The organism is Rhodococcus opacus B4, assembly GCF_000010805.1.
GTDB lineage: Bacteria > Actinomycetota > Actinomycetes > Mycobacteriales > Mycobacteriaceae > Rhodococcus_F > Rhodococcus_F opacus_C.
In genome coordinates this window covers 4,454,930-4,474,555 of the sequence record NC_012522.1, presented here as the reverse complement: position 1 = coordinate 4,474,555, position 19,626 = coordinate 4,454,930, and the positions used below count along the sequence as shown (strand labels likewise).

The 19,626-nt window shown below is 70.5% G+C and carries 9 protein-coding genes; 6 read left to right on the top strand and 3 right to left on the bottom strand.

Features of this window, described 5'->3' with window-relative positions; translation table 11 throughout:
• Positions 1–3: 3 nt before the first annotated feature.
• Complete coding sequence (locus tag ROP_RS20580) at positions 4–678, top strand: helix-turn-helix transcriptional regulator (RefSeq protein ID WP_012691338.1); 675 nt, start codon at positions 4–6, stop codon at positions 676–678.
• 76 nt (positions 679–754) lie between these two features.
• Here ROP_RS20580 and ROP_RS20575 read toward each other — a convergent pair whose 3' ends face one another.
• On the bottom strand, positions 755–1,537 hold the full coding sequence (locus ROP_RS20575; RefSeq protein WP_012691337.1) for a putative protein N(5)-glutamine methyltransferase: 783 nt from the start codon (positions 1,535–1,537) through the stop codon (positions 755–757).
• A gap of 347 nt (positions 1,538–1,884) precedes the next feature.
• Between ROP_RS20575 and ROP_RS20570 the strand changes: the two genes are divergently transcribed.
• From ROP_RS20570 to ROP_RS20560, 3 genes are all read left to right on the top strand, one after another.
• On the top strand, positions 1,885–12,468 hold the full coding sequence (locus tag ROP_RS20570) for a type I polyketide synthase (RefSeq protein ID WP_012691336.1): 10,584 nt from the start codon (positions 1,885–1,887) through the stop codon (positions 12,466–12,468).
• Positions 12,469–12,562: 94 nt separating this feature from the next.
• Positions 12,563–12,976: a DUF732 domain-containing protein gene (locus ROP_RS20565; RefSeq protein WP_012691335.1), complete on the top strand. Its 414-nt coding sequence runs from the start codon at positions 12,563–12,565 to the stop codon at positions 12,974–12,976.
• A 136-nt stretch (positions 12,977–13,112) separates the two neighbouring features.
• A complete protein-coding gene (locus tag ROP_RS20560) occupies positions 13,113–14,078 on the top strand; it encodes a pirin family protein (protein WP_012691334.1) in 966 nt (321 codons plus the stop codon).
• A gap of 113 nt (positions 14,079–14,191) precedes the next feature.
• Here ROP_RS20560 and ROP_RS20555 read toward each other — a convergent pair whose 3' ends face one another.
• Positions 14,192–14,542 (bottom strand): hypothetical protein, encoded by a 351-nt coding sequence (locus ROP_RS20555; RefSeq protein ID WP_012691333.1) that lies wholly within the window; start codon positions 14,540–14,542, stop codon positions 14,192–14,194.
• Between the two features lies 1 nt (position 14,543).
• Positions 14,544–15,569 carry a hypothetical protein gene (locus ROP_RS20550; protein ID WP_043825064.1) on the bottom strand — a complete coding sequence of 342 codons (1,026 nt, stop codon included), beginning with the start codon at positions 15,567–15,569 and terminating at the stop codon, positions 14,544–14,546.
• 204 nt (positions 15,570–15,773) lie between these two features.
• Between ROP_RS20550 and leuA the strand changes: the two genes are divergently transcribed.
• Both leuA and ctaD read left to right on the top strand, forming a co-directional pair.
• Positions 15,774–17,582 (top strand): 2-isopropylmalate synthase, encoded by a 1,809-nt coding sequence (gene leuA / locus ROP_RS20545; RefSeq protein ID WP_012691332.1) that lies wholly within the window; start codon positions 15,774–15,776, stop codon positions 17,580–17,582.
• Between the two features lie 158 nt (positions 17,583–17,740).
• A complete protein-coding gene (gene ctaD, locus ROP_RS20540) occupies positions 17,741–19,480 on the top strand; it encodes an aa3-type cytochrome oxidase subunit I (RefSeq protein ID WP_012691331.1) in 1,740 nt (579 codons plus the stop codon).
• The last annotated feature ends 146 nt before the right edge of the window (positions 19,481–19,626 follow it).

Here is a 19,626-nt window from a genome sequence, read left to right as displayed (position 1 = left end):
TTCATGGATGCCACGCCCCGCTCGGCCGTCACGGCCATCTCCGCCCTCGGCGAGCCGGTCCGCAGGCACGTGTACGACCACGTGCGCACGCAGCCGTCCCCGGTCAGCCGCGACGACGTCGCCGAGGCTCTGGGTCTCGCCCGCTCGACGTCCGCGTTCCATCTGGAGAAGCTGGCCGACGAGGGACTGCTGGCCGTCGAATTCGCGCGGCGCGGCGGACGCTCGGGTCCGGGCGCGGGACGGCCCGCCAAGCTGTACCGGCGGTCCGACCGCGAGTTCGCGGTGCACCTCCCCGAACGCACGTACGCGCTCGCCGGCGAGTTGTTCGCGCAGGCGATCGAAGACGCCGACGCGACCGGCATCTCACCGCGCGACGCCCTGTCTGCGCGGGCGCACGACTTCGGGCGCGGCCTCGGCGCCGGCATCGGCTGCACGGAGGAGAACCTGGTCGCCGCGCTCGCCGAGAGCGGTTACGAACCGCGCCGCGACGACGGAACCATCGTCCTGGTCAACTGCCCGTTCCACGCGCTCGCCCGGCAGCACACCGACATGGTGTGCGGGATGAATCTCGCACTGCTGTCCGGACTGCTCGACGGCGCGGGCTGCGACGATCGCCGCGCGACACTGGCCCCCACCGAGGGGTACTGCTGCGTCCGGATCGACGCCCCACGTGAGTGACGAAGTGTGCCCGGGGACGCTTTCCCACTCACCTGCCGAGGTGAGTGGGAAAGCGTACGGGACCACGCTTCGCCGCTCACCTGGTGCCGACGACGACCGTGGCGCCCACCTCGTCGGAAATCTCGATCCGGGTGGTGAGACCGGCCTCTTCGAACGCCCCGGCGGTGCGCGGGGCCTGACTCTCGCTGGTCTCGATCAGGAGGTGACCGCCCGGCGCGAGCCAGTCGCGCGCCCCGGCGGTGACGCGCCGCTGGATGTCGAGTCCGTCGGCGCCGCCGTCGAGTGAAACCCGCGGCTCGTGGAACCGGGCCTCCGGCGGCATCAACCTGATCGCCTCGGTCGGCACGTAGGGGGCATTCGCCACCAGGATGTCGATGCGTCCCCTCAGCGCTGAGGGCAACGGTGCGTACAGGTCGCCCTCGAACACGAGGGCCGGTTCGGCGAGGTTGCGCCGCGCGCACCGGACCGCGGCGGGGTCGATGTCGACCGCGTACAACTCGATGCCGTCGAGTGTGTCGGCGAGCGCGGCGCCCACCGCCCCCGACCCGCAGCACAGGTCGACCACGACAGCGTGCGGGCACGCGAGGGCCGCGGCCTGCTCGACGAGGAACGCGGTGCGACGCCGCGGCACGAACACCCGCGGATCGACCTCGATCCGGAGCCCGCAGAATTCGGCCCAGCCGAGGACGTGCTCGAGGGGGACGCCCGCGACGCGGCGGTCCAGCATCGAGGCGAGTTCGTCCGACGTCCGGGCGGCGGAGACGATCAGGCGCGCCTCGTCCTCGGCGAACACACAGCCGGCGGCGCGCAGCCTCGTGACGAGGACGAACTCGAGAGACGGTGAGAGAGACACTGACATGGGAGAGCCTTTCGAAATCCCGATGGGCGCTCTCCAGTCACCCTATGTCGGTGCGACCGCGCGGTCGCGAAGTGAGAGCACCCGACCTGAACGAACGGACACGGGGTCTCACCTCCTCCACACGGATCCTGCTGGAGTCGCAACACTACCGACAGCGGTAGCTGCCGGAAGCCGAACAGCCGGAATCGGCATACACCGGAGCGCGGGTGGGTATCCCCTGGGCGTGCCGAGCTGACCAGGTAGATCGGTCGTCGGTGCGAAGCTCAGACCGCTCCATCCGCATCGTGACGGCGGATACAATCGAGGTTTCCGCGCTACCTATGGCGGAACTCGGATAGGACCTCGATATGGCCGATCAGGCGAAGCTCCTCGACTATCTGAAACGAGTCACCGCGGACCTCTATCAGGCGCGGGAGAAGCTCCGTGAGGTCGAGGGCGTGAGCCGCGAACCGATCGCCGTCATCGGCATGGGCTGCCGGTTCCCCGGCGGTGTGCGATCGCCGCGGGACCTGTGGCGGTTGGTCGAGTCGGGTTCCGACACCGTCGCCGGGTTCCCCGAGGACCGCGGCTGGGGCCTGGCGGATCTCTACGATCCGACGGCTGAGCAGGCCGGTAAGACGTACACGGTGCAGGGCAGCTTCCTCGACGACCCCGCCGGATTCGACCCCGAGGTGTTCGGCATCTCGCCGCGCGAGGCGCTGGCGATGGACCCGCAGCAGCGTCTTCTCCTCGAGACGAGCTGGGAGACGTTCGAGGATGCCGGCATCGATCCGCGGTCGGTGCACGGCCGGCAGGTCGGCGTGTTCACCGGGCTGTCCGGCATCGACTACGCCGCGCGGGCAGGCGGCATGCCGCCCGAGGATCTGGAGGGCTATTTCATCACCGGCAACGCGATGAGCGTCGCGTCGGGCCGGGTGGCGTACAGCTTCGGACTGAACGGTCCCGCGATCACCGTGGACACCGCGTGCTCGTCGTCGTTGGTGTCCATCCACCTCGCCATGCAGGCGCTGCGCAGCGGCGAGTGCGAACTGGCGCTGGCGGGCGGGGCGACGGTGATGGCGACGCCCGCGGTGTTCGTGGAGTTCAGCCGTCAGCGCGGACTGGCCCGCGACGGGCGGTGCAAGGCGTTCTCCGCCGCGGCGGACGGCACGGCGTGGGGTGAGGGCGCGGGGATGGTCGCACTGGAACGACTGTCCGACGCGGAACGCAAGGGTCGCCGGATCCTGGCCGTCATCCGGGGCAGCGCGGTGAACCAGGACGGCGCCAGCAACGGACTGACCGCGCCGAACCGGCAGGCCCAGGAGCGGGTGATCGCGCAGGCGCTGGCGAATGCGGGGCTCGGATCCGGCGACGTCGACGTGGTCGAGGCGCACGGCACGGGCACGAAACTGGGTGACCCGATCGAGGCGTCCGCGCTGCTTGCCGGCTACGGCCGAGAGCGGCCCGCCGACCGGCCGCTGTGGCTCGGCTCGGTGAAGTCGAATCTCGGTCACACCCAGGCAGCGGCGGGCGTCGCCGGGGTGATCAAGATGATCATGGCGATGCGGTACGGCGTGCTGCCGAAGACCCTGCACGTCGACCGGCCGACCCCGCACGTCGACTGGTCGGCCGGTGCGGTGTCGCTGCTCACCGAGAACCGGGAGTGGCCGGAATCCGACCGTCCTCGCCGGGCCGCGGTCTCGTCGTTCGGCATCAGCGGCACCAACGCCCACGTCGTGCTGGAGGAGGCGCCGCCGGTCGAGCCTTCGGACACCGAACCGCCACGTCCGCCTGACGAAGTCGTCGCGTGGTTCGTGTCGGGTCACACCGAACCCGCGCTGCGCGCCCAGGCCGAGCGGCTCCGCGAGTACGTCAGCGGCCACCCCGACCTGACGCCCGCCGCGGTGGCCGCCGCCCTGCTCGGGTCCCGTGCCACGTTCGACCACCGCGCCGCCGTGATCGGCGCACAGCCCCACGCCCTGCTGAACGGCCTCGATGCACTCGGCCGCGGCGCCCCCAGCGCCGACGTGATCACCGGCGTGGCGCTCGAAGCCGGCGACCGGCCGGTGTTCGTCTTCCCCGGCCAGGGTTCGCAGTGGGTGGGCATGGCCACCGAACTGCTGGACACCTCACCGGTATTCGCCGACACCGTGCGCGAATGCGCCGAAGCGCTGGCGCCGTACACGAACTTCTCGCTGCTGGACGTGCTGCGCGACCGCGATCCCGCCGCACTCGACCGCGTCGACGTGGTGCAACCGGCGCTGTTCGCGATGATGGTCGGGCTCGCCGCGCTGTGGCGTGACCACGGCGTCGAACCCGCCGCGGTGGTCGGGCATTCACAGGGCGAGATCGCGGCCGCGTATGTCGCGGGGGCACTGAGCCTTTCCGACGCGGCGCTCGTCGTGGCGGCCCGCAGCCGGGTGATCGGCGCGTCGGCCCGGCGCGGCGGCGGGATGGCGTCGGTGACGCTGCCCGCGGACCTCGTGCGGGAGAAGATTCAGCCCTGGGCCGGGGCCGTCGAGGTCGCGGCGATCAACGGTCCGTCCGCGACGGTGATCTCCGGCCCCGTCGACGCCCTCGACCTGCTGATCGGGCAGTTGCAGGGCGACGGCGTCCAGGCCAGGCGGATCGCGGTGGAATACGCGTCGCACTGCGCGGACGTGTCGGTGCTGCGGGAGCCGATTCTCGACGTCCTCGCGTCGATCACCCCCCGCCGGTCGCGGATTCCGTTCTACTCGTCGGTGACCGGTGGCGTGCTGGACGGCACCGCGCTGGACGCCGACTACTGGTACCGGAATCTGCGGCGGACCGTCCGGTTCGAGCAGGCGACGAGGTCGCTGGCCGCGGACGGGTACCGGTTGTTCGTCGAGTCGTGCAGCCACCCCGTCCTCACCGTGGCGTTGCAGGACACCCTCGACGCGGCGGGCGTCGCAGGCCGGGCCGTCGGCACCATCCGCCGCGACCGCGCGGGGCTGCGTCAGTTCACCGCCGCGCTCGCCGAGGCGCAGGTTCACGGACTGCACGTCGCCTGGGACCGGGTGGGCTGGGCTCGACGCGACGACCGCCGGCAGTGGGTGGACCTCCCGACGTACGCCTTCCAGCATCGCCGCTACTGGCTGGAGAGCCCGGTTCCGCAGGGCGATTTCGCATCCACGGGCATGGAGGCGGGTGGGCACCCGATGCTCGCCGCGTCGGTGGAACTCGGCGACGGCCGGGGCGCCGTGTTCACGGGTCTGCTGTCGCCGCAACGACTTCCCTGGCTGAGCGACCACGGCGTCGACGGCACCGTCATCCTGCCGGGCACTGCCTTCGTGGAACTCGCCCTGCACGCGGGGAACCGCGTGGGGTACGGCCGGCTCGAGGACCTCGCCATCGAGGCACCCCTGGTGATTCCCGCCGAGGGTGAGGTGGCCTTGCAGGTGAGCGTGCTCGCCGACGGCGAGGCGGGCCGTTCCACGGTGTCGGTGCACTCCCGGCCCGCGGACGCCGCGCCGGACACACCGTGGACCCGGCACGCCACCGGCACGCTCACGGTGGCCGTCGACACCGGCGGTTCCCTGGAACAGCAGTGGCCGCCCGCCGAGGTCACCCCGATCGACGTCCGGGGCCTGTACGACGTGCTCGACGATGCCGGCTACGAGTACGGCCCGGCCTTCCGGGGCCTGAAGGCGGCGTGGCGCCGCGGCGACGACCTGTACGGCGAGGTGCGCCTGGGCGGGGAGGACCCGGCCGCCGCGGTCGCGGGGTACGGGATCCATCCGGCGGTGCTCGACGCGGCGCTGCACCTGATCGCGCTCGGTGCCGCGGACACCGGCATCCGGCTGCCGTTCGCCTGGGACAAGGTGCAACTGCACGCCGTGGGCGCCACCGCTCTGCGCGTGCACGTCACCACGACCGGTCCCGAGCGTTACCGGGTCTCCGCGTACGACGCGGCGGGCAGACCGGTGCTGACCGCCGAATCGCTGGCGCTGCGGCCGCTCGGCGACGCGGGTGTGCCCGCGGCCCGGGTCCGCGACAGCCTCTACCGCGTGGAGTGGATGCCGGTGGGTGCGTCGAGCACTTCCCCGGCGGACCTGATGCCACTCGACGAGGCGCTGGCGGGCGGTGACCCGGACGGTCGCGTGCTGTGGCTCGACCGCGCACCCGGCGACGAGGCGGACGTGCCCGCCCGGTCGCACGCCGCCGCGGAATCGACGCTGCGGGCGGTCCGGGCCTGGCTCGGCGACGATTGCCTGGTCGAGACCCGACTCCTGGTCACGACGCGGCTCGCGGTCGCGGTCCGGGACGACGACCCGGTCGACGACGTGTCCGCGGCGCCCGCGTGGGGGCTGATCGGCGCGGTGCAGAACGAGCATCCGGACCGCATCACCCTGGTGGACCTGGACGCGGCGGCCGGTGAGCTGCCCGACCCTGCCGTGCTGTCGATGGCGTTGGCCTGCAACGAACCTCAGCTTGCCGTCCGGGCGGGGGTGCTGCTGGCGCCGATGCTCGCGGCGGTGACGCCCGCGACGGCTGCGCCCGACGAGGGCCCCGCGACGTTCGGCGCGGACGGCACCGTCCTGATCACCGGCGGCACCGGCACCATCGGCAGGCTGATCGCCCGGCACCTCGTCGCGCGGCACGGAGTGCGGCGGCTGGTGCTGACCGGCAGGCGTCTGCTCGACGACGAGGCCGCTTCCGAGCTGCGGGCCGAGTTCGCCGAGTCCGGAACGGACGTCGCGGCTGTCGCGTGCGACGTGGCCGACCGCGACGCGGTGGCCACGCTGCTCGCCGGCATTCCCGACCTGTCGGGCGTGATCCACGCTGCCGGCGTGCTCGAGGACGCCACCGCCGCCACCCTCAGCGCGGAGCAGTTGCACGCGGTTCTGCGCCCCAAGGTGGACGGCGCCTGGAATCTGCACGACCTCACGCGGGACCGCGACCTGTCGGCGTTCGTGCTGTTCTCCTCGGCGGCGGGCGTGCTCGGCGGTGCGGGGCAGGCGAACTACGCGGCGGCGAACGTCTTCCTCGACGCGCTCGCACAGCACCGCCGTGCCCGCGGGCTGCCCGCGACGTCCATGGCCTGGGGACTGTGGGACCGGCCCAGCGGGATGACGTCCCACCTGAACGCGGCCGACCTGGACAGGTTGCAGCGCAACGGCATCGACACGATCAGCCCGGAGGCGGGGCTGGCGCTGTTCGACGCCGCGCTCGCCGTCAACCGTCCGTTGATCGTGCCGGTCCGGCTCTCGACGCGGGCCTCCCGGTCCGAGGGCGAGTCGCTGCCGCCGATCCTGCGCCGGGTGCTCGGGGTCCGTCGTCGCCGCGCCGCTGCCGCCGATTCCCCGACCGGCCTGGCCGAGGAGTTGCGGGCGCTGGACCCCGGGGAGCGGCACAGCCGGGTGCTCGACATCGTCACCACCCACGTGGCGGCCGTGCTGGGCCACGAGGGCAAGGAGGCGATCGACCCGGAACGCGCGTTCAAGCAACTCGGTTTCGACTCGCTGACCGCGGTGCAACTGCGCAACCAGCTGGCGACCGCCACCGGTGTGCGCCTGGCCGCGACGGTCGTGTTCGACCATCCCACCGCGGACGCGCTCACCCGGGAACTGGTGGCCCGGCTGCTCGGGGACGACGCGGCTCCGCAGCCGGCCGGCCCGACGCGGGCCCGGCGGGACGACGACCCGATCGTGATCGTCGGGATGGCGTGCCGGTACCCGGGCAAGGTGTACAGCCCGGAGGACCTGTGGCGGCTCGTCCGCGACGGCCACAACGCGGTGGGCGAATATCCTCACAACCGGGGCTGGAATCTCGACGAGGTGTACGACCCCGACCCGAACCGGCCCGGCACCACGTACATGAGGGAGGGCGGATTCCTCTACGACGCAGACGAATTCGATGCCGCCTTCTTCGGAATCAGCCCGCGCGAGGCGATCGCGATGGACCCGCAGCATCGGCTGCTCCTCGAAAGCGCCTGGGAAGCCTTGGAACAGGCCGGAATCCAGCCGACCGCGCCCGGACTCACCGACACCGGTGTGTTCGTCGGGCTGATGGGCGGCGACTACGGGTTCCACCTGATGACGCAGCGCAACGTCGACGCCGAGGGTTATCTGATGACCGGAACCAGCAACAGCGTGGCCTCCGGCCGGATCTCCTACACGCTCGGCTTCACCGGTCCCGCGGTCACCGTGGACACGGCGTGCTCGTCGTCGCTGGTCGCGATGCATCTCGCCGCCCGGGCCCTGCGCGACGGTGAATGCACGCTGGCGCTGGCAGGCGGGGCGACCGTGATGGCCACACCCGGTGTGCTCGTCGAGTTCAGCCGCCAGCGCGGGCTCGCCTCGGACGGACGCTGCAAGCCGTTCTCCGACCGGGCCGACGGCACCGGTCTCAGCGAAGGCGCGGGAATGGTTGTGCTGGAACGGCTCAGCGACGCCCGGCGCAACGGGCACCGCGTGCTGGCGATCGTCCGCGGATCCGCGGTCAACCAGGACGGGGCGTCCAACGGCTTGACCGCCCCGAACGGGCCGTCCCAGGAACGCGTCATCCGCCAGGCTCTGGCCGACGCCGCGCTCGGCCCCACCGACATCGACGCCGTGGAGGCACACGGCACCGGCACCACGCTCGGCGACCCGATCGAGGCGCAGGCGCTGCTGGCCGCGTACGGGCAGGGCCGGGAGGGCCGGCCGCTGTGGCTCGGCTCCGTCAAGTCGAACATCGGCCATTCCCAGGCGGCGGCGGGCGTTGCCGGCGTGATCAAGATGGTGATGGCGATGCGGCACGGGGTGCTGCCCCCGAGCCTGCACGGCGACGTCCCCACCCGGCACGTCGACTGGACCGCGGGCGAGGTGTCCCTGCTCGGCGAATCGGTGGCCTGGCCGGACACCGGGCGGCCCCGGCGGGCGGCCGTGTCGTCGTTCGGGATCAGCGGCACCAATTCGCACATGATCCTCGAACAACCCTCGGAGGACGCGCCGCCCGAGGACGCGCCGCCGTCTGCGTCGCCGCTGGTGTGGGTGCTCTCCGGAAAGACCGGCGACGCGCTGCGCGCGCAGGCCACCCGGTTGGCGGAATTCCTCGACACCAGCGAGACCGAACTCCCGGACCCTGCCGACCTCGCCTATTCGCTGGCCACCACCCGATCCGGTTTCACCCACCGCGCCGCGGTGATCGGGGACACGCTGGACGACCTGCGCGACGGACTCGCCCGCATCGTCACGGAACGCCCCGGCGGCAACGTCGTCACCGGGACGAGCGCCCGCGGCAAGACGGCCTTCATGTTCACCGGCCAGGGCGCGCAGCGCATCGGGATGGGTCGCGGCCTCTACGACGCCTACCCGGTGTTCGCGACCGCACTGGACGAGGTCTGCGCCGTACTCGACGAGCATGTGGAAACCCCGGTGCGGCAGGTGATCTGGGACAAGGACGACGGCGCCAAGCTCGACAGCACCGAATACACGCAGCCGGCGCTGTTCGCCATCGAGGTCGCGCTGTACCGGCTGCTGCGGGAGTGGGGCATCACTCCCGACTACCTGATCGGCCATTCGATCGGCGAGATCACAGCGGCCCACGTCGCGGGCGTGTTCAGCCTGCCCGATGCGGCCGCCCTGGTCGGCGATCGTGGACGGTTGATGCAGTCGACCAAGCCCGGCCTGATGATCGCCGTCCGGGCCCGCGAGGAGGACATCCTGCCGCGGATCGACGGCCGCGTCGACCTCGCGGCCGTCAACGGCGCCGAATCCGTCGTCCTCGCCGGCGGCGAACGCGACGTGCACGCGGTCGCCGCCGAACTGTCCGCCGCCGGACTGAAGACCACGAGCCTGCGGGTCGAGCGGGCCTTCCACTCGACCCTGATGGATCCGATCCTCGACCAGTTCGCCGCCGTGCTGTCGAAGCTGACGGCGCAGCCGCCGAGGATTCCGGTCGTTTCCAACGTCACCGGACGCGTCGCCACCGCCGACGAACTCGTGTCGCCGGACTACTGGACCCGGCACATCCGGCACACGGTGCGGTTCCACGACGGCGTGCGCGCCCTCGACGAACTCGGCGTCACCCGCCTCGTCGAGGTCGGTCCCGGTGCGACCCTGGCGGCACTCGCCGCCGAGGTCGTCCCGAACACGATCGCCACACTGCCCGGGCGTGACGACGAGGCGTACGGGATCATCGAGGCGGTCGCCGCCGCCTACGTGCAGGGCGCCACCGTCGACTGGGATCGGGTGCTGCCCGGCCGACGCCGAGTGGCCCTGCCCACGTATGCATTCCAGCGCCGCTCCTACTGGCCGACGGCGGCCGTCCGGAACACCGGCGATCCGACCGAACTGGGACTGACCCCGTCCGATCATCCGCTGCTCGGTGCCGCGGTGACCCTCGACGACGACGCGACCCTGTTCACGGGACAGCTGTCGCTGCACCGGGACCCCTGGCTCGTGTCACCGTCGGTCGACGACGGCGACTCCCCGGCACCCGACAACGGAGAGGCCAAGACGGTGCTGCCCGCGGTACCGGTCGAACTCGCCCTGCACGCGGCCCACCACGTCGGTCTCGACCACATCGACGAACTCACCCTGCAGCACCCGCTCGTCCTCCCGACGTCGGGGCTGGCGTCGATCCGGGTGCTCGTGTCGCCGCCGGGGACCACCGGGGCCCGCACCGTCACCGTCTCGTCGAGGTCGGGTGACACCGACAGCCCGGACAGCTGGGTCCGGAACGCGTCGGCCACGATCGACGACGTCGTCGGCTCGTCCGCCGCAGTGCCACAAGAGAATCCGAACGACACCGAAACGGAGGTGCGGCTCGGGGACGGTGTCGACACGACCGGATTCGGCATCCACCCCGAGCTGCTGCAGGCCGCGATCGAACCCCTCCTCGGGTGGGACGGCTGGCCGCAGACCTGGTCGGGGATCCGGCTGCACACCGTCGGTGCGGACGCGGTGACCGCGCGGTTCACGCCCGGCGACGACGGGCGGCATCGCATCGCCGCCGTCGACCCCGCCGGTGAGCCGGTGCTGACCGTCGATGCGCTGGGCGTGGCGCAGAGGACGACAGACGGGGGCCGTCCGGCACCCCTGCGGCTGCACCGGACCGCCTGGATCAGGGTGGAGGTCGCGCCGTCCGAGCCTCGCGGACCGGTGGTCGTCCTCGGCGCCGACGGGTTCGGCGACCCGGGCATCGGTTCGACGTTCCCGGGGTGTCCCGACCTGGAGGCGTTGCGGATCGCGATGGAGTCCGGACCCGAGGAAGGCGACCGGCGCCCGTGGACGGTGCTGGCCGGGTGCGCGACCGACGGCGACCACGGCCCGGACGCGACCCACGAACTGTGCGCGCGGGTGCTGCGACTGCTGCAGGAGTGGCTGGACGACGACACGTTCGCCGACAACCCGCTCGTGATCGTGACCCGCAACGCCGTGGTCACCGACGACGGCCAGGACCGCGACGCTCGTCCCGACCTCGCGGCCGCGGCGGTGTGGGGTCTGGTGGGCTCCGCGCAGAACGAGAACCCGGACCGGTTCGTGCTGATCGACCTCGACGACACGTCGGACGCCGAGGCCGCGATCATGTCGGCACTGGCGAGCGGGGAACCGCAGGTGGCGGCCCGGAACGGCACCCTGTGCGCACCGCGGTTGCGGCGTATGGCCGTCGTCGACGAACCGACGCCGTTCGATCCCGGCGGCACCGTGCTGATCACCGGCGGCACCGGCACGGTCGGGTCGCTGGTCGCCCGCCACCTGGTGACCGGGCACGGGGCCCGGCACCTGCTGCTGACCAGCAGACGCGGGCCCGGCGCCGAGGGCAGCGACCGCCTGCGGCGCGAACTGAGCGATCTGGGTGCCGAGGTCGGCATCGTCGCCTGCGACACCGCGGACGCGTCGGCGGTCGCCGGGTTGCTGGCAGGGATACCGTCCGAGCATCCGCTGACGGCGGTGATCCACGCGGCGGGCGTCATCGACGACGGCACCCTGGCGTCGCTCACGCCCGAGCGGCTCGACACCGTCCTGCGGCCGAAGGTCGACGCCGCCTGGCACCTGCACCGGCTGACCGCGGACAGCGACGTGCGGGCGTTCGTCGTGTTCTCCTCGCTCGCCGGCGTCCTCGGGGCTCCCGGGCAGGCGAACTACGCCGCCGCCAACATGTTCCTCGACGCCCTCGCCCATCACCGGCACGCACTCGGGCTGCCCGGGCTCTCGATCGCGTGGGGCATGTGGGCGACGCCGAGCGCCATGACCGACAACCTCGGCGCCATCGACCTCGCCCGCGCCCGCCTCAGCGGGATGGTCCCGATGCCCGCAGCCGACGGCCTGGCCCTTTTCGACAGCGCGCTGGCCGCCGGCGCACCCACCGTCGCGGCCGCGCGGTTCGACCACTCCGGTTCGGCCGCACCCTACGTTCCCGCCCCGCTGCGGGGCCTCATCCGGGAGTCGCGCCCGCACGCCGCGGGATCGGACTCGGTCGTGACCGGACCGAACGGGTCGGGACCGTCGGACTGGGCGCAGCGACTCGCCGACCTGTCGATCCCCGAACAGCGGCACCTGATGCTCGACCTCGTGCGGGGCGGGGCCGCCACCGTGCTCGGCTACGACGCGTCGGACTCGGTGGACCCCGACCAGGCGTTCAAGGAACTCGGCTTCGACTCACTCGCGGCCGTCGCGCTCCGCAACCATCTCGGTGCGGCCACGGGGCTGCGGTTGCCGCCGACCATGGTGTTCGACCACCCGAATCCGCGGGCCGTCGCCGAGTTCCTGCGCTCGGAACTCGTTCCGGATCCGATGTCGGTGGCGCTCGCCGACGTCGACCGCCTCCGCGCCACCATCGCCGAACTCGGCGACGACGCCGAGGCGCGGTCGGCCATCGCGCAACGCCTCGGAAGCCTGCTGGCCGAGGTCGGAACGTCCGACGACGCGCATGCCGCCGCGGTCGACAAGATTCACGCGGCCACGAGCGAGGAGATCCTGGACCTGATCGATCGCGGTCTCTGACCGGGAACAGTGTGGGTGATCGCCGCCGGGAACACCGGCCCGGCAGGCGATACGATCGTCGCCGTCACAGGCCTCGAAAGGAATCACACGCCCCATGCGCCGCACCCTTGCTCTGACCGCCCTCACCGTCTGCTCCGCGGCATTCCTCACCGCCTGCGGTGGTGGCGACACCGACACCGCAGCATCCGAGACGACGGCCGCCTCGGCGTCCGTGGCGGCGCGGACGACCGCCGCCACCGCCCCCGGCAGCCGAGTGTTCTCGGTCGCCGACGATCCGAAGACGGCCGCCGACTACCTGGCCTACCTGCGCGCGAACAACCAGACCGTCACCGACGACGACCTGGCGGTGCATCAGGCCGGCGAGATCTGCACCGCCCTCGACGCGGGCAAGCCCCTCGACCAGGTGCGTGAGGAGTGGACACCGATGCTCACCGCCGACGGCGTCTACCCGTACATCATCGGCGCGATCACGCGGTACTGCCCGGACCACGAGAACGTCCTCAACTAGGAGGCGCTCCGCGCCCGTGCGCCTTTCTGGTAGCTCCAGCAACCAGAAAGGCGCACAGGGAATTTTTTTCCCAGTCGGGTGTTACACACCATGAAGTAGTTGAACAATCAATTACCTGAGTACGAGGAGACACCCCATGCCAGCCGTGACGGTCGACAACATCCTTGCCCTGCCGCGTATCGACGCACCTGCTCCCGGCGCCGTCGACCGCCCGGTCCGTTCGCTCACCACCGCACCCGTCGGGTACGAGGGCGAAGGCTTCCCGGTGCGCCGCGCGTTCGCCGGCATCGACCTGCCGGCCCTCGACCCGTTCATCCACATGGATCAGATGGGCGAGGTCGACTACGCACCCGGTGAACCCAAGGGCACACCCTGGCATCCGCACCGCGGCTTCGAGACCGTCACCTACATGATCGACGGCATCATGGAGCACCAGGATTCGAACGGCGGCGGTGGAACCATCGGTGGCGGCGACACCCAGTGGATGACCGCGGGTGGCGGCATCCTGCACATCGAGACCCCGCCCGAGCATCTGGTGACGAGCGGCGGCCTGTTCCACGGCGTCCAGTTGTGGGTGAACCTGCCGCGCGACAACAAGATGGCCGCACCGCGCTACCAGGACATCACCGGCGCGAAGGTGGCCCTGCTGTCCTCGCCCGACGGCGGCGCCCTCGTTCGCGTGATCGCCGGCGACGTGGACGGTCACCACGGTCCCGGGTCCACCTACACGCCGATCAGCCTCGTCCACGCGACGGTCGCGCCGGGTGCGAGCCTGACGCTGCCGTGGAACCCCGAGTTCAACGCGCTCGCCTACGTCCTCGCGGGCGACGGCCTCGCCGGCTCGGAGCGCCGCCCGATCCGGATGGGCCAGACTGCCGTCTTCGGACGCGGTGACACCCTGACGATCGCCGCGGCCGACACGCAGGATTCGCGGACCAAGTCGTTCGAGGTGTTCGTCCTCGGCGGCAAGCCGATCCGCGAGCCCGTGGCGATGGCCGGACCGTTCGTGATGAACACCAGAGCCGAGGTGCTGCAGGCGTTCGAGGACTTCCAGGCCGGCCGGCTGGGTTCCGTTCCCGCAGCGCACGAAACGCTCGCCTGACCCCAGGTGAGTGGCAAAGCGTGCGCGAGCACACTTTGCCACTCACGTGCGGGAGAACCTGCGCGGCAGCGGGTTCGGTGCGCGATCAGGGCGGTCCGGTCAGGGCAGAGAGATCACGGGCGCCGAATCTTCGCGTCGATGCGGTGGATGCGCAGGTCGTGCGGCGGGATCCGGAACGTCTCGACCACCCGGACCGTCGCGAGGGTGCGGCCGAGGAGTCCGGCGTCCAAGAGGTAGTCGACGGTGACGTCGTCGCCGTCGACGGTCCACACGCAGTCGCGGATCGCCCGGATCACCCGGTACTGCGGACCGCCGGACAGGCTTCGGCGCAGGTGATTTCCGGAGAAAGCCGTCTTCAGCCCCATCTCGTACCGAACCGCCCGGGGTTCGATGGGCACCGAGTTGCCGTCGTGGCTGAGCAGCGCGTCCAGGTAGGCCCGGGCGACATCGACCTGTGTGTTCATCTCAGTAGTCGAACACTTCGGCCGCGGCGAGCACCAGCGTTTCGGCGTCGACGCAGCTCGGTGCGGACGCCGCCACCGACGCCGTCAGCCGGTTACCGATCTTGTCCCGTTCGCTCGCCGGGCTCGACGGCAGGTTCGTGTCGAACACCGCACCCGGATAGAAGTAGTAGTGGCACGACAGCGCGTCCCGGAAGAACGTGAACGGCTTGCCGTCGAGTTCGACTGTTTCGGGGCCGCCGGCCGGCGAGGGTTCCGGCGACAGCGCCAGTTGCACGGACGCCTCGGCGCCGCCGCCGAGGGTCAGGAGACACTCGTAGGGGCGGCTGCCCGGGGTGAACGTCTCGACGCCCCGCCCGGACAGTTTCTCGACCACCCGGCACGGGTCCTGTTGCGCGAGAGGAACATCCGACAGCCCGGACGTCGAGGACCTCAGCCTGCCCACGACCGAGCCGAGCACCGTGCGCGCTTCGGCGCAGTCGTCGCCGGCGGCGGAGTCGCCAGTTCCGCCCGCCCCGTCGAGGTACGACACGTGCCCCCAGCGCCTCGCTGCCACATCGTCTCGCACGTCTGGTACCGGCGGCAGCGCGAAGTAGAGGGTGCACGTGCCCGGGAGCGCGCCGACCGCGGGACGCACCTCGATCCCCGACGTCGCCTCCCCCGCACCGGTTTCTTCCGTGGGTTCGCGTTCACCCACCGTCACCTCGACCCAGACGGGATTGGTGGCGGTGCCGCGGGGAGGCACCAATTCGGCGTGGCACGTCGACAGGTCGCCGACGGGCCCGTACGCGGTGACCTGCCCGAACGAGGCGACCAGCTCCCGGTCGAGCAGTCCACACGGCGCGAGGTCGCGCGCCGCGGCGGCGACGGCCAATTCCGCGCGGGTGTGCTCGCTGACCGGCAGGCCGTAGATCGGCTCACCTGCCCCGGCGACGCTCGGCGCCCCCGCGACGACGCCGGAACATGCCGCCAGCAGCATCGCAAAACCCGCGGCCACCAGCGGTGATACCACCGTCGCGCTGCGGCCCACCGCTCTCTCCTCACTCGGACTTCGAACCCCGGCACGCGAACGACGGTGCCCGGAGTACAGTGCTGAGTATGCAGCGCGCACTCCTCCTTGGTTGCCGCGACGGGGTCTGATCCAGACTGGCTTCCCGTCGCGGGGTTTCTCGTGCGCCGGTCGACACAGCCGTTGGACTCCCGACAGTCCACATCGAACCTGGAGATCAATCCCATGTCCCCCGCTGACGCCTTCACCTCCGGAACGCGCACCATCACGCCGCCTTCCAAGCCTGCTCCCTCCGATCAGCCGATTTGGAACACGCAGAAGAATTCGTCGATGCCGACGTTCCGCTACCGCTCCTTCTCCGAGGAAGTGGAGCCGGTGTCGCTGCCGGACCGCACGTGGCCCGACAAGATCATCGACCGCGCGCCGCAGTGGTGCGCCGTCGATCTGCGTGACGGCAACCAGGCGCTGATCGACCCGATGAGCCCCGCCCGCAAGCGCCGCATGTTCGAACTGCTGGTGCGGATGGGATACAAGGAGATCGAGGTCGGCTTCCCGTCGGCGAGCCAGACGGACTTCGACTTCGTCCGCGAGATCATCGAGGACGGCGCGATTCCGGACGACGTCACCATCCAGGTGCTCACGCAGTCCCGGCCGGAACTGATCAAGCGCACGTTCGAGGCCTGTGAGGGCGCGAACAAGGTGATCGTCCACTTCTACAACTCGACGTCCGTGCTGCAGCGCCGGGTGGTGTTCAAGGCCGACCGCGAGGTGATCAAGAAGATCGCGACCGACGCGGCGACCCTGGCCCTCGAAGAGGCGAAGAAGTACCCGGACACGCAGTGGCGCTGGGAGTACTCCCCCGAGTCGTACACCGGCACGGAACTCGAGTACGCCAAGGAGGTGTGCGACGCCGTCACCGAGGTGCTGCAGCCGACGCCGCAGAACCCGGTGATCCTGAACCTGCCCGCCACCGTCGAGATGGCGACGCCGAACGTGTACGCCGACTCCATCGAGTGGATGCACCGCAACCTGGCCCGCCGCGACTCGGTCATCCTGTCGCTGCACCCCCACAACGACCGCGGCACCGGTGTGGCCGCCGCCGAGCTGGGCTACCAGGCCGGGGCCGACCGCATCGAGGGCTGCCTGTTCGGTAACGGCGAGCGCACCGGCAACGTCTGCCTGGTCACGCTCGGGCTCAACATGTTCACCCGCGGCGTCGACCCGCAGATCGACTTCTCGAACATCGACGAGATCCGCCGCACCGTCGAGTACTGCAACCAGCTGCCCGTCCACGAGCGTCACCCGTACGGCGGCGACCTCGTGTACACGGCGTTCTCCGGCAGCCACCAGGACGCGATCAACAAGGGCCTCGACGCGATGAAGTTCGACGCCGACTCGCAGGACGCGGACGTCGACGACATCCTGTGGGCGGTCCCCTACCTGCCCATCGACCCGAAGGACGTGGGCCGCACGTACGAGGCCGTGATCCGCGTCAACTCGCAGTCCGGCAAGGGCGGCGTCGCGTACATCATGAAGGCCGACCACGGGCTGGTGCTGCCGCGTCGCCTGCAGATCGAGTTCTCGCAGGCTGTCCAGCGGATCACCGACGGCGAGGGCGGCGAGGTGTCGCCCAAGGAGATGTGGGACGTCTTCCACGAGGAGTACCTGGCGCCGATCACGCCGCTCGAGCGGATGAAGCAGAAGGTCACCGCGGCCGAGGAGGACGGCGGCACCGACTCCATCACCGCGACGGTGAAGGTGAACGGCAAGGAGCACGAGATCTCGGGCTCGGGCAACGGCCCGCTCGCCGCGTTCGTCGACGCGCTCGCCACGATCGACTTCGACGTGCGCGTCCTCGACTACTCGGAGCACGCCATGTCGGCGGGCGACGACGCGCAGGCCGCCGCCTACGTCGAGTGCGCCGTGACCGCTCCCGACGGACGGAACACCGTGGTCTGGGGTGTCGGCATCGCGACGTCGATCACCACCGCGTCGCTGCGCGCCGTCGTCTCGGCGGTCAACCGGGCGCACTGACCGCTTCCGCACCACCGCTGCCGCAGGCGCGCCTCCCGCGCACCTGCGGCAGCGTCGTTTCCGGCCGCAAAAATCGGCTCCCTCGGGGTCTCGGGGAACTACCCTGGTAACGGAGTCCACACCGGACCCGAACCGCCTCGGACCCTTCGGGGGGCGTCGTGAATCTGGCATTTCAACAGCATCGTCCGGTCCGTCCGTATCCGGCCCGGCGCCGCCCCAAGGGCAGCTTCTTCTACAAGATGATCACGACGACGGATCCCAAGGACCTGGGGATCCTGTACCTGATCACGTCGTTCGCCTTCTTCATGGCCGGCGGTCTGATGGCGCTGCTGATCCGCGGCGAACTGGCCGTCCCGGGCCTGCAGTTCCTGTCGAACGAGCAGTACAACCAGCTGTTCACGATGCACGGCACGATCATGCTGCTGCTGTATGCGACACCGATCGTGTTCGGGTTCGCCAACTACATCCTGCCGCTGCAGATCGGCGCCCCCGACGTCGCGTTCCCCCGTCTCAACGCGTTCAGTTACTGGGCGTTCCTGTTCGGCGGGACCATCGCGATCGCGGGCTTCATCACTCCGGGAGGCGCCGCGGACTTCGGCTGGACCGCGTACTCGCCCCTGACGAGCACGCTGCACTCGCCGGGCGTCGGCGCCGACCTGTGGATCATGGGGCTCGCGCTGTCCGGTCTCGGCACCATCCTCGGCGGCGTCAACATGATCACGACGGTCATCTGCCTGCGGGCGCCGGGGATGATCATGTTCCGGATGCCGATCTTCACGTGGAACATCTTCGTCACCAGCATCCTGATCCTGGTGGCGTTCCCGATCCTCACCGCCGCGCTGATGGGGCTGTTCGTCGACCGGCACCTGGGCGGGAACCTCTACGACCCGGCGACCGGCGGCGTGCTGCTGTGGCAGCACCTGTTCTGGTTCTTCGGTCACCCGGAGGTCTATATCGTGGCGCTGCCGTTCTTCGGCATCGTCACCGAGGTCTTCCCGGTGTTCAGCCGCAAACCGGTGTTCGGGTACAGCGGGCTCGTCTACGCGACGATCGCCATCGCGGCCCTGTCGATCGCCGTGTGGGCGCACCACATGTACGCGACCGGCGCGGTGCTGCTGCCGTTCTTCTCGTTCATGACGTTCCTGATCGCGGTGCCCACCGGGGTGAAGATCTTCAACTGGGTCGGCACCATGTGGAAGGGTCAGCTGACGTTCGAGACACCCATGCTGTTCTCACTGGGCTTCCTCATCACGTTCATCTTCGGCGGCCTCACCGGCGTCATCCTCGCGAGCCCGCCGCTTGATTTCCACGTCACGGACAGCTACTTCGTGATCGCCCACTTCCACTACGTGCTGTTCGGGACGATCGTCTTCGCCACGTACGCCGGCATCTACTTCTGGTTCCCGAAGATGACCGGACGCATGCTCGACGAACGGCTCGGCAAGTGGCACTTCTGGACCACGTTCACCGGTTTCCACGGCACGTTCCTCGTCCAGCACTGGCTCGGCGCGGAGGGGATGCCGCGCCGCTACGCCGACTATCTGCCCTCCGACGGCTTCACCGTCCTCAACTCCGTGTCGACGGTGTTCGCGTTCGTCCTCGGGGCGTCGACGGTGCCGTTCGTCTGGAACGTCTTCAAGAGCTACCGGTACGGCGAGGTGGTGACGGTGGACGACCCGTGGGGTTTCGGCAACTCCCTCGAGTGGGCGACAAGCTGCCCGCCGCCGCGGCACAACTTCACCGAGTTGCCGCGCATCCGCTCCGAGCGGCCGGCGTTCGAGCTCCACTATCCGCACATGGTCGACCGGATGCACCGCGAGGCGCACGTGGGCCTGCGGGGCGCGGTGGCGCACGCGACCGAACCCGTGGCCGTCGAACCGAAGGTGAACCCCCAGTAACTTCCGTGTGAAAGTTCCCGTCTGCGAGAACATCTCGACAAACCGGACGAAACCGACTCCGTGACAACGAGTTGCAGGTAACTCGCCGAAGGATGCCCAGTTCGACGGAATTCCGGCTTCCTTACTCTCTCGTAGGGTCGACACGC